The sequence below is a fragment of the Streptomyces sp. NPDC057486 genome, from assembly GCF_042802415.1.
In the GTDB taxonomy this organism is placed as follows: Bacteria; Actinomycetota; Actinomycetes; order Streptomycetales; family Streptomycetaceae; genus Streptomyces; species Streptomyces yanii.
Genome location: NZ_JBHVEE010000024.1, coordinates 13657 through 27097 on the forward strand (window position 1 = coordinate 13657; position 13441 = coordinate 27097).

Below are 13441 nucleotides of genomic sequence, written 5' to 3' on the forward strand. Positions count from 1 at the left end.
CACGATGGACCGACGCCCGGGAGAAGGCTCGACACCGCTTCTTAATTCACTTCTTGATTTAAGTGATGGCATGAGAGGCCGTCAAGGAGTTGGTACAGACCTTGTGTTACGGGATTCTGTAACCCGCGCGTTCAGGTCTTGAACGTGTGACCTTTCAGGGCTCGACCTCCAGGAACCGTCGGCGTCGCGGCCCCCGGTACAGCAGCGCCGTCCAGCCCGACTGCCCCAGCGCGGCCGCGCACCGGGTCAGTTCCGCATCCTCCTCGTGCACAGCCCCGCTGCCGGGCGGACCGAGCCACTCCACCCGTACGGTGCCGGGCGTCCCGCCTTCCTGCACGCGGTACCCGGTAGCGACCCGCTGTCCGGACGCATCAACGGCCGATGCGGGCACACCGGCCGCCTCCAGCGCCAGCGCGACCGCCCGCACCGTCCGATGCAACTCCCACTGAGCCGGTACGGTCTCCGGGGCCGCGCGCCCGGTGTTGGTCAGTCGCCGGATCTGCAGCAGCCCCTCCCACGCCGTCCGCACCGACGCGGCACGCTTCTCAGCCGGCCCGGGGGCCAAAGGGCCGTCCCCGGTGGCCGGTTCGAAGCCGGTGTCGTCCTCGCTGCCCATCCGTGTCCCCTTCACCCGTCCCGCAGTCCTGCCAGTGTGCGTCGCCCCACTGACAAGGAGCCCCGGACCACCCGTCCGACCGGCGACGACACCCAGGAGCTACGCCGAAACGCCCGGCCCGGCGCCGAGAACCTTTCCGGGATTCAGGATCCCGTGCGGATCCAACGCCGCCTTCACCGCATGATGCATGCCGAGCACCGCGGGCCCCAGCTCCTTGCTCATGCCACGCATCTTCAGCAGTCCCACCCCGTGCTCGCCCGTGACGGTGCCGCCCAGGGCGATCGCGTCGTCGAGGATGTCCTCGAAGGCGGACTGGGCGCGCGCCCGCGCCGCTTCGTCCCCGGGCGGCGTGATGATCAGCGGATGCAGATTGCCGTCACCGGCATGCGCGATATTGGCCACCAGAATGTCGTGCCGGATCCCCGTCCGCTCGATCCGGGCCAGCATCTGCGGCACCGCGGCACGCGGCACGCAGACGTCCTCGGTGAGCACCGGACCGAGCCACTCCAGCGCCGGATACGCCAGCCGCCGCGCCTGGAACAGCGCATCCGCCTCCTGCCGGTCCGTGGAGACCGCGGCCCACGTGGCACCCGCCCGCTCGAAGCAGTCCCGTACGAGCTCGGCCTCGGCATCGCCCTCGGCACCCGGGGTGTCGATGCAATGGCCATCATCGCGCGGACGGCATCCGGCCTGCACGGGAGAGCCGGCGGCCTCCGCATCGGGGGCGCCGGGTCTCGATGGCCTTGACCCTCCACGCAATCCGTACACCGGAGGTTCCGACGCAGGGTCGGGACGGGAGTCGCGAACGGATTACGTCCGTGGTTCGTTGCACAGTGTGGCGTACCCGGAAGAACATTCGACGACCGGACCGAGGAGCCCTGTACATGTCCAGCCGTACCGACACCGGCCGCAGCGACCCCAGCCGCACCGCCACGAGCCGCACCCACCTGATCGAGCGGCTCATGGAACGGTTCCCGCACGTGCCGCGGGAGGCCGTCATCAAGGAGGACCTGCTCCGTGGCGGCGTGGCGTTCGACGAGTCCGCGCTCAGTGACAACGAGGACGGCGACGTCAAGCCGAAGTCGTACTTCATCTTCTCCTTCGACCACGGCACCCTGCCCGAGTTGGGAGCGGCCGCACTGCGACGCCCGCCGGAGGAGATCGTGCTCACCGGAGGCCCGTACGAGCTGCGCCGCACGGTTGTTTCGGTACGGGTGAACCCGGCATCGCCCTACCGTGTCGCGGCCGACGAGGACGGCGTCCTGGGGCTGTACCTGGACGGCAGGCGGATCTCGGACGTGGGCCTGCCGCCGATGCCGGACTACTACCGGCACACGCTCGCCAACGGCAAGTCGGTGATGGAGGTCGCGCCCACCATCCAGTGGGGCTACCTCGTCTATCTGACGGTCTTCCGCGTCTGCCAGTACTTCGGTGCCAAGGAGGAATGCCAGTACTGCGACATCAACCACAACTGGCGCCAGCACAAGGCGGCGGGACGCCCCTACACCGGGGTCAAGCCGGTCGAGGAGGTGCGGGAAGCACTCGCCATCATCGACCGCTACGACACCGCGAAGACCTCCACCGCCTACACCCTGACCGGCGGCGCCATCACCTCGCACATCGGCGGGCGCGATGAAGCCGACTTCTACGGGCAGTATGTCAAGGCGATCGAGGACGCCTTTCCCGGCCGCTGGATCGGCAAGGTCGTCGCGCAGGCACTGCCGAAAGCCGATGTCCAGCGATTCCACGACTACGGCGTCCGGATCTACCACCCCAACTACGAAGTGTGGGACCGCCGGCTGTTCGAGCTGTACTGCCCCGGCAAGGAGCGCTACGTGGGCCGCGACGAGTGGCACCGCCGGATCCTGGACTCCGCCGAGGTCTTCGGCGCCCGCAACGTCATTCCCAACTTCGTGGCGGGTGTGGAGATGGCCGAGCCGTTCGGTTTCACGACCGTCGACGAGGCCATCGACTCGACCACCGAGGGCCTGCGGTTCTTCATGTCGCACGGCATCACCCCGCGCTTCACCACCTGGTGCCCGGAGCCCACCACGCCGCTGGGAAAGACCAACCCGGACGGTGCGCCACTGGAGTACCACATCCGGCTGCTGGACGCGTACCGCTCGACGATGGAGGAGTACGGGCTCAGCTCGCCGCCCGGATACGGTCCGCCCGGACCCGGTCGCGCCGTGTTCTCCGTCAGCTCGTTCATGGACAGCCTCCCGGCCGCACCGGACGATGCACGGTAGTCACTCGTCGGACAACGCCCGTGCGTCGGCCGCGAGTTCTCGCACGACCTCGGCGAAGCCCCGCACCAGGGCGTTGTCCGCGCGGTCAGGTTTGGGCAGCCAGACAAAGGCGACATCGGTAAGCCCGTCGCGCAGCGCAGCGGCCTCCTGGCCCCAGTCGTCCGCTTCGGCGCCACCCGTACGCCCGGGTGACGTCGCGCGAACTCCGCCCTGGCCCGGGTGGTCAGCTCGCCCGCGCCGGGCTCGCCTCGAGACAGCGGTCCGGGAGAAGGGCAGTCGCAGCACGGGCTCCGACAACTGAGCGTCGGCCCCGGGACCGACGAGGGGGCGGGTCCGGGCGGAAGTCCGACCGCCACCCGCCCCCGTCGCCGATGGAGGCAGTGGCACGCCGATCCGTCAGGCGCGCCACTCCGCCGTACGCTCCGGGGAAGCCTCGGCCAGCGCCTTCGCGATGGTCTCGGCATCGCCCTGGTTGCCGTAGACGGGCGTGCCCGGCTGCTGGCGCCACGACTCGTCCAGACCGCCTGCGTCCACCGTGTCGAAGCCCAGCTCGTCGATGAGGTCGCGCACGGTCTGCTTGGCGGCCGGGTCGTCTCCGGCGACCGGCAGGGCCTGACGGCCGGGGCTGCCCTTCGGGAGCGGCTTGGAGAGGATGTCCTGCGCATACGTCCCGTTGAACGCCTTGATCACCGGGTGGCCGATCTGCTCCTCGGTCCACCTGCTCTCCGGCAGGCCGTCCTCGATGGCGGCGATACGACCGTCGCGCTGCTGCGGGTAGTAGTTGCCGGTGTCGATGACGACCACACCCTCCGACGCCCCGTCGAGGAACCCGGCGGGCAGGCCGGGAACGGCCTTGACCGGGACGGTGACGACGACGACGCGCGCGCCTCGTGCCGCGTCCGCCACGGTGACCGGGGTGGCTCCGGTCTCCTCGGCGAGCGCCGTGAGCGTCTGCGGGCCACGGGAATTGGCGACGGACACTTCGTGGCCGAGCGCGGTGAGACGCCGGGTCAGGTTGCCGCCGATGTTGCCTGCTCCGATGATGCCGATCTTCATGGATCCGACCTTCCGATGGTGCCTGCGAAGTGCAATGCGGTCTTGTCGCTTCACCAACTCGTCGATTCAGAGACCTATTCCGGGTGGCCGGAAGTACGTTCCCCCTGGGGAGGGGTGGATGGGAACCGGCGGCTGCGGGCACGTACAGAAGGAGAAACGGAACCACAGAGCCCACTTGAAGGCGGTGCCCATGCTGCATGGCGTCGATGTCAGCTCGTATCAGTCGTCCTTCGACACGGATGGACTGGACTTCGTCTTCATCAAGGCCACCGAGGGCCGTTCGTACGTCAATCCGCGCCTGTCCGCACAGGTCAAGCGAGCCAGGGACGCAGAATGCGTGGTCGGCTTCTATCACTTCCTGTGGCCGGGAAACCTCACCGCGCAGGCAGAGTACTTCGTGAGCAAGGCCCCGGAGAAGGCGGGCGATCTGCTTGCCGTGGACTGGGAAGTGACCGGTGACGGAACGTGGGCGAGCAATGCCGAGAAGGACCGCTTCATCCGCGAGGTCAAGCGTCTGAGGCCGCACCACCGGGTTCTGCTCTACTGCAACCGGCACTTCTGGCTGAACTACGACACCACGTCGTACACCGGCGACGGTCTGTGGATCGCCGACTACGTGACCGCCGGTCATCCCCGCATCAAGGCGACCTGGCGCATCCACCAGTACGCCGACCACCCGCACGACAAGGACGTGGCCGCGTTCGCCTCACGCACCGCCATGCGCACCTGGGCGCGACGATGACCGCTGCTTGCTGAATGGCAGGTCGCGCCCATGACGGGCTGCGATCCTCGGACAAGCGCATACCGGAGATTCGAAATACTCTGTTTCGAGGCTTTTGTCACTGCATGGGATGCATGGTCCGTATCCGGATCCGGCGCGGTGACGTCGGCCCGCCGCGCCCTTCCGAAGCGGAGGAGTGTCCATGAAAGCCGCTGTTGTCCGCAGCTTCGCCGAACCCCTCGTCATCGAGGAACGGCCGGTACCGACGCCGGCCGGGCACCAGGTTCTGGTGCGGATGGAGACGTCCGGGCTGTGCCACACCGACATTCATGCCGCGCAGGGCGACTGGCCGGTCAAGCCGAGTCCGCCGTTCGTGCCCGGACACGAGGGCATCGGCATCGTCCAGGCCGCCGGTGACCGCGTCACCCGCCTGAGGGTGGGGGACCGGGTGGCCATCCCGTGGCTCGGCGAGGCGTGCGGACATTGCGACCATTGTGTCTCGGGCTGGGAGACACTCTGCCTGCAGCAGCAGAACAGCGGCTATTCCGTCGACGGGAGCCACACCGAGTACGCGCTGGCGCACGGCAGCTATGCGGTGCCCGTTCCCGAAGGGATCGACCCGCTTGATGCGGCGCCCCTGACCTGCGCGGGCGTCACCACGTACAAGGCGGTCAAGCTGTCCGGCGTACGCCCGGGCACCCGCGCCCTCGTCTCCGGCATCGGCGGTCTCGGTCACCTCGCCCTGCAGTACGCGCGGATCTTCGGGGCGGAGACCATCGCCGTCGACGTCACCGACGAGAAGCTGGCCCTCGCCCGGGAACTGGGCGCCGACCATGTCATCGACGCCCGGGTCCAGAACGTTGCCGAGGAGGCGCAGCGGCTCGGGGGCGCGGACGCGGCCATCTCCCTCGCGGTGAGCAACGAATCGTTCGGTGCCGCCTACGGCGCGCTGCGCCGCGGCGGCACGCTCGTCCTCGTGGCGCTCCCGGCGCAAGGCACGTGGGAACTGCCCGTATTCGATACGGTGCTGAACGGTACGAAGGTCGTCGGCTCGATCGTCGGAACCCGCGAGGACCTTGCCGAGGTCTTCCGGCTGCACCTGCTGGGCCGCACCCACGTCGTCCGGGAGGTCCGCCGTCTGGTTGACATCAACTCCTCGATCGACGAGGTGCTGAACGGCAAGGTGGCGGGGCGCCTGGTCTTCGATCTGCGCTGACGGGAAGCCGTGGGAGGCCACCCGGTGATCCGGCTGCGCCCCGACGTCGATCAGCGACACCTGATCAGTACGACTGAAGCTCGATCAGATGCCCTTCGGGATCGCGCACATGGGCGGTGCGGAGGTTCGGTCCCCACTCCGGCCGGTCGCAGGAACGGGCGACCAGCGATGCGCCGTGTTCCAGGCACAGCGCCAGTCCGATGTCGACATCGGTGACCCGACAGACGAACATCGAGCTGTCCTGCGCCGGCGGTGCGTTGGCGGGCAGACCTGCCGTCCTGGCAACCGCAGCCATGGCCCCGCGGTCGAAGAGCACCAGCACACCCTGGCCGTCGACCTCCCAGTGGGCATACGGCCCGGACGCGCTGCCACTCGCCCGGACCGCCCCGATCAGCCCGGGCAGTACTGCGTCGTAGAAGAGGAAGCATTCGGTGAACCTGCTGACCAGCAGGCGGGGGTGCAGCGCGTCCATCGGCAGGCCCTCCCAGCGTGCAAATTACAGGTGCGGACCCATTATTCGGCTCCACCCCACGATATGAGTGATGAACGAGGCACCGCCCAGCCTTCTGGAACTCACGCCCTACCCGCGTCCAGGACGGGCAAGGCGGCGAGGAACCGGGTCGCGGAGCAGCTGGCCGGGCGTGGCCTGCGGCTGCGGCACACGGCTGTCCTTGCCGCGTTCGTCGCCTTCGGCCCGCATGCACAAAGGGAGTTGGCGTCCAGACTTGCGATCGACCGCAGTGACATGGCGAAGGTCGTGGACGATCTCGCGGTCGCAAGCCTGGTGGACCGCGCCCGCGACGCCGGCGATCGGCGCCGCGTCACCGTCACACCGACACCGGCTGGCCGTTCCGTGCTCGCAGAGATCCAGTCGGACACCCGGAACGTGCAGGAAGACCTTCTGGCGCGGCTGACCGAGGACGAACGCAAGCAGCTGTAAGACATGTTGAGACGCGTGCATGCACACATCAACCATGAAGCCGACGGACAACGGCCAAGTCGCTGACCGAATCCGGGGATCCGGTGCGGCAGACTTCTACGGTGACCACAGCAGCTCAACCGCCCCGCGACCGTGCGCTCGGGCGCGGCATCACCACCCTCATCCCGCAGGCTGCGAGCGTGACTCCGGCGGAGCAGGCGGCCGCGGTACTGGCAGGAATGCGGAGCGTTCCGGTGCGCATCGGGGTTCTCCAGGCAGCCATTGTGCTTCTGGAGGAGCGTGTGCGTACGACAGAGGACGACACGGAACGTCGGGCGGCCGCCACGACCGTGGCCATGCTCCGGAGTGCGATCGGCCAGGCGGGCTGAACGGCCACCGCGGCGCCGCCCGGTGCGGATCGGCTGCGCCCGCTCACTCCCGGCCAGGGGAGTCGAGGATCGTACGGACGTAGGCCACCTCGAGTCCGCGGCTGGAGGCACTGTCGTCGGCGGGACCAGCCCATCGGCAGGCCGAGGGTCGCGAGAGGTGACGGCAGTGTCCGTCAAGACCCCGGCCGTACGAAGTCTCATGCCAGGCAGAGGCGGAACGACCAAGCAGCCTCCGCGCCTGGATGCCGTGCGCGTCTACGATCGTGCGCCCAAGCGCCGAGCTGGCCAGCCACGGGGCTGCTGGAAGCCCCATCAGGCCGAATGCCGAGAGGAACGCACCGATGTTGGTCTCTCGTGACCACCCTGTTGCCGAAGTAACGATGGGGTCTCCGGGGTTCGGGTCGACCATGAAGGTCGGAGTCGTCCCGGACATGCTGAGTATCCGTTGATGCTCTGCCAGACGGTGAACCCGTATCCGTCGGGGCTGTGCGCGACCCCGTCAAGCGGCGGCGAATCATTGAAGGTCCGCGTCGTCCAACCCCGGTCGCTCCAGACGCGCATCACGATGTCGAGATACGCGCCGGAGGTATCGGGCGTGGTCCCGACCACCCAGTACCTGATTTCGAAAACGGCGGACCGACCGACGTCACCGCACTCGTCGCCATCAGCGTCGTCATCGTCGAAAGGACTGCCGAACAAGGTGACGCCGTCGTGCATCCTCGCCCTGGGGAGGTCCGGATGCCACAGCGCGAGGGACAGTTCGGCGGGCAGCGTCCGGAGCGTTTCGGTGAGATGCCGCAGCAACTGGGCACGGGCCGCAGCCTGCGTGACGATCGGCAACATGCTTTGACCTCCTGAAGGGGGAACCATGGGTCCCATACCCGGCGCGCAGGAAGAAATGGACCGCCTGGGCCGAGCCCTGCGGTCTCAAATGACGATGATGATCGACGACTTGACCCCCGGCAGCGATCTGAGCCTGCTGTTCCTCAACGAGCCTCGGGTCGTCGACTGGCATGAACCACCGCGCTACCGGTACGCGGCCGAGTTCTCCACCGGAAAGCGCCCCGCGCATGTCAGCGCCGCCGACATCGCGTCCCGCGCGGCCGCCCTGCTCTCATCGGCGGGCTGGCGGCAGAGCACGACGACATCGCAGGACAACCCTGGCCGGACACCCCGCATTGTGGTGACCGGCCGCCACGACAACGGCTGCACCATCGAGATTCCGTGTTTGCCGGCGGAGCGACAACCCGGGCAGCGTGCCGAGGGCGTGCCGAGGACCCGGGGGAGACCCCTGATGCTGCGATCCGGGCGCCGTAGCCGGCGGGCACGGGCTCATTTATTGGCATGGACCTGACCGAGACTCTGGGCTACAGTCCGTTGCGGCACACGCTGAGAGCGCTCTCAGATGAGGCCTCTCGGACGGCTGCTGTTCCTCCCCCACACATCGGAACAACAGAAGGGCCCACTCCCTTGAGACATACGACTGTGTTACGCACCGGTCTGTCCGCCCTGCTCCTTCTCGGTGCTTGGGCAACCGCCGGCCTGGCTCCGGCCTCCGCCGCGGATGCTCCCTCCTCCTCTTCCGCCCCTGCGTCCGTCTCCCGGGCACAGGCATCGACCGGCCTGCTCCTCGCGATGCAGAAGGACCTCGGTCTGACCGAGAGCCAGGCCAAGGCGCGTCTGGCCGCGGAGGGGGCGGCAACGGCCCTGCAGGGAAAGGCGCGACGGGCCGCGGGATCGTCGTACGGCGGCTCCTGGTTCGATCCGGCCACGAACAGGCTCACCGTGGCTGTCACCAGCGACAAGAAGGCCGACGTCGTGCGGTCGACAGGTGCGGCCGTACGGCTGGTGGCCCACAGCGCCCGGCAGCTCGACGCGGTCAAGGCGCGGCTCGACAGACTCTCCGCGCCCGACGGCGTCGCGAGCTGGCACGTCGATCCGCAGGCCGGCCGGGTCATCGTGAACGTCGTTGCCTCTGCGGAGGCTGACAACGATGTCCGTGAGTTCGTCGAGAGGGCTCGTGAGGCCGGACCCGTCCTCGTGCGGCGGACGGCCCAGGCGCCGAAGACCTTCTCCGCGGGAACAGTCGGCGGCGATCCGTATTACACGGGCAACGTGCGGTGTTCCATCGGCTTCTCCGTGTACGGAGGCTTCGTCACCGCGGGCCACTGCGGTCGGTCGGGGGCCGGGGTGAGCGGCTGGGACGGTTCGTACATCGGCAACTTCCAGGGATCCTCCTTCCCGGGCGACGACTACGCCTGGGTGAGCGTGGGCAACGGCTGGTGGACCGTCCCGGTGGTGCTCGGCTGGGGTACGGTCTCCGACCAACTGGTCCGGGGTTCGGCGGTGGCCCCCATCGGTGCCTCGATCTGCCGCTCCGGTTCCACATCCCACTGGCACTGCGGGAGTGTGCTGGCCACGAACGAGACCGTCAACTACAGCCAGGGCGCCGTCTATCAGATGACCAAGACGAGCGTGTGCGCGGAGCCGGGCGACTCGGGCGGCTCGTTCATCAGCGGGGACCAGGCGCAGGGCGTCACGTCCGGCGGCTGGGGCAACTGCAGCAGCGGCGGTGAAACCTGGCACCAGCCGATCAACGAGATCCTGAACAGGTACGGGCTGACGCTGCACACGGCCTGATCGTCCGGGACCACCCTGAGGGCCTGTCGTGCCCGGTGCATCGAAGCGCCGTCCGACGCGGCAGGCCCTTCATGGCGTCCTGGGCCACCGGCAGCCGGAATCTGCCCGCTCGGCAGGTCGCCTGCCGGCGAAATGCCGGTGGAACGAGGCTCTTCCGACCCCCGAGACGCTGAATGTGTTCTACGCCGACCGCCCGGATCCACTGGGCGAGGAGAGGTCCTGGCGAGGAGGGACGCTTCGCCGACCCTGCCTGCAGGACGATGGCGGTGACAGCGCCCGGTTGGGTCAGGGACACCCGTCCGGTTAGTGGGTCTTCACGGTGTGCGAGCCGGCTCGTTCTGCCGAGAAGCAAGGGTTGGCGGCGTCGATTGCGTGATCCTGCGGGGAAGCAGTGCCCACGACGGGATGGTTTTGAGACGCCGGTCCTGGAGGTCTTGGCGAATCCGGACCCGGGCGACCGCTGCACAGCCTCCCCTGCAGGACCACCCCCCTTCCTTGGCCCGAGCATGGGCAGCACGGACCTGTATCGAAGGGAGCTCCGTGCAGGGCACTGCGTCCCGTGTCCTGCACGTGCCATCGACAGCCGGCGTATTAGCGTGGCAGCGGTGGGGGCGGTCCGCTCGACCAGGGAGATGCACCGATGGCCACGCTCGTCGCGGTGAATGTCGGGATGCCCCGGGATGTTCCCTGGAAGGGCCGAGTGACGCATACGGGTGTCTGGAAGCAGCCGGTGACGGGCCCGCGGATGGTCAGGAAACTGAACATCGACGGAGACGGCCAGGGCGACCTCGCCGGTCACGGCGGGCCGTACCGAGCAGTGCTGGTGTACCAGGTGGACTCCTATCGGCACTGGCAGGAGCACCTGCATCGCAACGATTTCACTCATGGTCAGTTCGGTGAGAACTTCACCGTGGACGGCCTGCCCGACGACGAGGTGTGCATCGGCGACCTGTACCGCATCGGAGATGCGTTGTTCGAAGTCACACAGCCCCGCGTGACCTGCTACCGCGTGGGTCTTCGCATGGACGAGCCGCAGATGCCCGCCCTGCTGGTCGCTCATGGACGCCCCGGCTTCTACCTGAAGGTGCTGGCTGAGGGGGTCGTCCAGGCCGGGGACGAGATCGTCAAAGTCTCCACGGGGCCGGAGGCGATGACCGTCGCGGAGATCGACGCCGTGCTCTACAGACCCGGGCGTTCGCGCTCCCAGGTGGAGCGGGCGCTCCGCATTCCCGCGCTCAGCCCCGGCTGGAAGACGTCCATGCAGTCGCTCCTGGACGACTACGACTCGAAAGGCTGGACAACAGGCAGTACGGGAGGCAATTCGGGCCTGACGGCCGCCGCGAGCAGCCCGCCGCCGGCCTGGCCGGGCTTCCGTCCCCTTGCGGTCACGCACATCGCCCCCGAGAGCAGGAGCATCTTTTCCCTCACTCTCGCCGCCACCGACGGCAGTCGGCTTCCACCGGCGCTGCCCGGCCAGTTCGTCACAGTGAGGATGCGTCCCGACCCGCAGGGCGCGCCGGTTGTTCGAAGCTACTCCCTGTCCGGGCGCCCGGGGGACGCTCAGTACCGGATCAGCGTCAAGCAGGAACCCCATGGTGTGGGCAGCAGCTACCTGCATCGACACGTCACGGTCGGCGACGTCCTCGATGTGGCTGCCCCGCGAGGCACGTTCACCCTCGACAAGGATGAGGCAGCCATCGTGCTGCTCTCCGCCGGTGTCGGTGCCACCCCGGTGCTCGCCATGCTCCATGAGCTGGCCGACAACCGTGATCCCCGCGCGGTGTGGTGGGTGCACGGAGCTCGGGACGGCGCAGAGCATCCTTTCGCCGACGAGGCGCGCACCCTGCTGTCACGCCTGCCGTCCGGCCGATGGCATGTCTCCTACAGCCGCCCGCGCGACGACGACCGTCTCGGCGACGACTACACCGCCACCGGCCGCCTCACCGCCCAGCTTCTCGAGGACCTGGGAATCCCGGGGGACGCCAACGCCTATATCTGCGGTCCGGTGGCGTTCATGGACGACATGACACAAGCACTGGTGGACTGCGGCCTGGCCCCTGGGCGGATCCACACCGAGACCTTCGGATCCGTGACCGCGATGACACCCGGAGTGGTTCCGAGCGATGCGCCGGCTCCCCATCTGCCCGCCCACCCGCCCGGACCGGGCACTGGCCCAACCGTCACTTTCGCCCGCAGCAGCCTGACCGTCCCCTGGGACCCCGGCTACGGCACCCTCCTGGAACTCGCCGAGGCATGCGACGTCCCGGTGCGGTGGTCGTGCCGCACCGGCGTCTGTCACACCTGCGAGACGGCAGTCGTTTCCGGCGGCGTCGACTACTCTCCCGACCCCCTCGACCTGCCGGCCGAGGGCAATGCGCTCATCTGCTGTTCACAACCACCCGCGGATCTCATCCTCGATCTGTGACCTCCTTTGCTGCCGCCGCGGTTGCTTCATCGTTCAAGAACGCGGCAGGCGTGGTCGTCCTTCTCCTGGCCGTGCGGGACGGCATCGGCGAAGGGCGTCCGGTGGGCACCCGATGAGGAGCGAGCCGCCGTCCAAGGAGTGACGGGCCGGTGTGACCGACTGAGGTCGGTCCGATCATGGGAGTGATCTCTTTATGACCAGTACGATGCACGCCGTCCGGGCCCACCGACGGGGCGGCCCGGAACAATTCGTCTACGAGTCGGCCCCATGCCCCGAACCGGCCGGCGGTGAAGTGCTCGTCGCGGTGTACGCCGCCTCCATCACCGCCGGCGAACTCGAATGGGACGCGAGCTGGACCGACAGCCTTGACGGGACGGGGCGTGACCGAACGCCGACCATTCCCTCGCACGAGGTCTCCGGCGTTGTGGCCGAAGTCGGCGCCGGGGTGACCGAGCTCGCTGTCGGCGACGAGGTCTACGGGCTGATCCCGTTCACCCGGGACGGGGCGGCAGCCGAGTACGTTGCTGTTCCCGCGAGCATGCTCGCCGCGAAGCCGTCCCAGTTGGATCACGACCGCACGGCGGCTGTACCGCTCGCGGCCCTCACCGCATGGCAGGCGTTGGTCGACCATGCCGAGCTGCAACCGGGACAGCACGTCCTGGTTCACGGCGGCGCCGGCGGTGTGGGAACCTTCGCCGTGCAGATCGCCACGGCACTGGGCGGGCGTGTGACGGCCACCGCTTCCGCGCGTGACATGGACTTCGTCACCGCGCTCGGCGCGCAGGGGGTCATCGACTACCGGGCCGAACGGTTCGAGGACCTGGTGCGGGACGCCGACGTGGTGCTCGACCTGGTGGGCGGAGAGGCACAGGACCGCTCCTGGGCGACGCTGCGGCCCGGCGGAACCCTCATCAGCATCGTGCAGCCCCCGGACCCTGAGAAGGCCGCCGCCCACGACGTTCGCGCCCTGTTCTTCATCGTCGAACCCGACCGGGCCGGTCTGGTGGCCATCGCCGAACTGATCGACAGGGGCCGACTGAAGCCGGTGCTGGACCGCGTGGTGCCACTCACCGAGACCCGCGCGGCCTACGAGGCACTTGCGACCGAGCACCCCCGCGGCAAGGTCGTCCTCCATGTGGACGGCAACCGGAACACCTGAGTTCTGTCGTCGAACCGCTGTCGGCCGCACGGCGTCCGGCGCGCACGCCGG

General features: G+C 68.6%; 14 protein-coding genes and 1 pseudogene. 10 read left to right on the forward strand and 5 right to left on the reverse strand.

Annotated features, from left to right (window positions below; translation table 11 throughout):
- Nucleotides 1-154: 154 nt before the first annotated feature.
- Together ACFU6I_RS14190 and ACFU6I_RS14195 are read right to left on the reverse strand one after the other, a co-directional pair.
- Nucleotides 155-616: a hypothetical protein gene (locus ACFU6I_RS14190; RefSeq protein WP_384365333.1), complete on the reverse strand. Its 462-nt coding sequence runs from the start codon at nt 614-616 to the stop codon at nt 155-157.
- 99 nt (nt 617-715) lie between these two features.
- A pseudogene (locus ACFU6I_RS14195) lies at nt 716-1273 on the reverse strand (FAD-linked oxidase C-terminal domain-containing protein); the annotation flags it as partial.
- A gap of 227 nt (nt 1274-1500) precedes the next feature.
- On the opposite strand from ACFU6I_RS14195, the gene ACFU6I_RS14200 reads away from it, so the two are divergent.
- Nucleotides 1501-2865: a radical SAM protein gene (locus tag ACFU6I_RS14200; RefSeq protein WP_384365336.1), complete on the forward strand. Its 1365-nt coding sequence runs from the start codon at nt 1501-1503 to the stop codon at nt 2863-2865.
- On the opposite strand, the gene ACFU6I_RS14205 is transcribed toward ACFU6I_RS14200, so the two are convergent.
- Complete coding sequence (locus ACFU6I_RS14205) at nt 2866-3150, reverse strand: hypothetical protein (RefSeq protein ID WP_384365339.1); 285 nt, start codon at nt 3148-3150, stop codon at nt 2866-2868.
- 111 nt (nt 3151-3261) lie between these two features.
- Entirely contained in the window at nt 3262-3957 is a 696-nt protein-coding gene (locus ACFU6I_RS14210; protein ID WP_384365527.1) for an NADPH-dependent F420 reductase, read from the reverse strand.
- A gap of 154 nt (nt 3958-4111) precedes the next feature.
- On the opposite strand from ACFU6I_RS14210, the gene ACFU6I_RS14215 reads away from it, so the two are divergent.
- Nucleotides 4112-4663: a glycoside hydrolase family 25 protein gene (locus ACFU6I_RS14215; RefSeq protein WP_384365342.1), complete on the forward strand. Its 552-nt coding sequence runs from the start codon at nt 4112-4114 to the stop codon at nt 4661-4663.
- A 181-nt stretch (nt 4664-4844) separates the two neighbouring features.
- Nucleotides 4845-5858: an alcohol dehydrogenase AdhP gene (gene adhP / locus ACFU6I_RS14220; protein ID WP_384365344.1), complete on the forward strand. Its 1014-nt coding sequence runs from the start codon at nt 4845-4847 to the stop codon at nt 5856-5858.
- Nucleotides 5859-5922: 64 nt separating this feature from the next.
- Here the strand turns inward: adhP and ACFU6I_RS14225 are convergent, their stop codons facing one another.
- A complete protein-coding gene (locus ACFU6I_RS14225; protein ID WP_384365347.1) occupies nt 5923-6330 on the reverse strand; it encodes a glyoxalase/bleomycin resistance/extradiol dioxygenase family protein in 408 nt (135 codons plus the stop codon).
- A gap of 63 nt (nt 6331-6393) precedes the next feature.
- Between ACFU6I_RS14225 and ACFU6I_RS14230 the strand changes: the two genes are divergently transcribed.
- From ACFU6I_RS14230 to ACFU6I_RS14260, 7 genes are all read left to right on the forward strand, one after another.
- Entirely contained in the window at nt 6394-6798 is a 405-nt protein-coding gene (locus ACFU6I_RS14230) for a MarR family winged helix-turn-helix transcriptional regulator (protein ID WP_384365350.1), read from the forward strand.
- A 101-nt stretch (nt 6799-6899) separates the two neighbouring features.
- Nucleotides 6900-7166: a hypothetical protein gene (locus tag ACFU6I_RS14235; protein WP_384365353.1), complete on the forward strand. Its 267-nt coding sequence runs from the start codon at nt 6900-6902 to the stop codon at nt 7164-7166.
- A 486-nt stretch (nt 7167-7652) separates the two neighbouring features.
- Nucleotides 7653-8024: a hypothetical protein gene (locus tag ACFU6I_RS14240; protein ID WP_384365356.1), complete on the forward strand. Its 372-nt coding sequence runs from the start codon at nt 7653-7655 to the stop codon at nt 8022-8024.
- Nucleotides 8025-8034: 10 nt separating this feature from the next.
- Complete coding sequence (locus ACFU6I_RS14245; RefSeq protein WP_384365359.1) at nt 8035-8520, forward strand: hypothetical protein; 486 nt, start codon at nt 8035-8037, stop codon at nt 8518-8520.
- A gap of 116 nt (nt 8521-8636) precedes the next feature.
- Nucleotides 8637-9806 (forward strand): S1 family peptidase, encoded by a 1170-nt coding sequence (locus ACFU6I_RS14250; protein WP_384365362.1) that lies wholly within the window; start codon nt 8637-8639, stop codon nt 9804-9806.
- A 640-nt stretch (nt 9807-10446) separates the two neighbouring features.
- On the forward strand, nt 10447-12231 hold the full coding sequence (locus tag ACFU6I_RS14255; RefSeq protein ID WP_384365365.1) for an MOSC domain-containing protein: 1785 nt from the start codon (nt 10447-10449) through the stop codon (nt 12229-12231).
- 193 nt (nt 12232-12424) lie between these two features.
- A complete protein-coding gene (locus ACFU6I_RS14260) occupies nt 12425-13390 on the forward strand; it encodes an NADP-dependent oxidoreductase (protein WP_384365368.1) in 966 nt (321 codons plus the stop codon).
- Nucleotides 13391-13441: the final 51 nt, after the last annotated feature.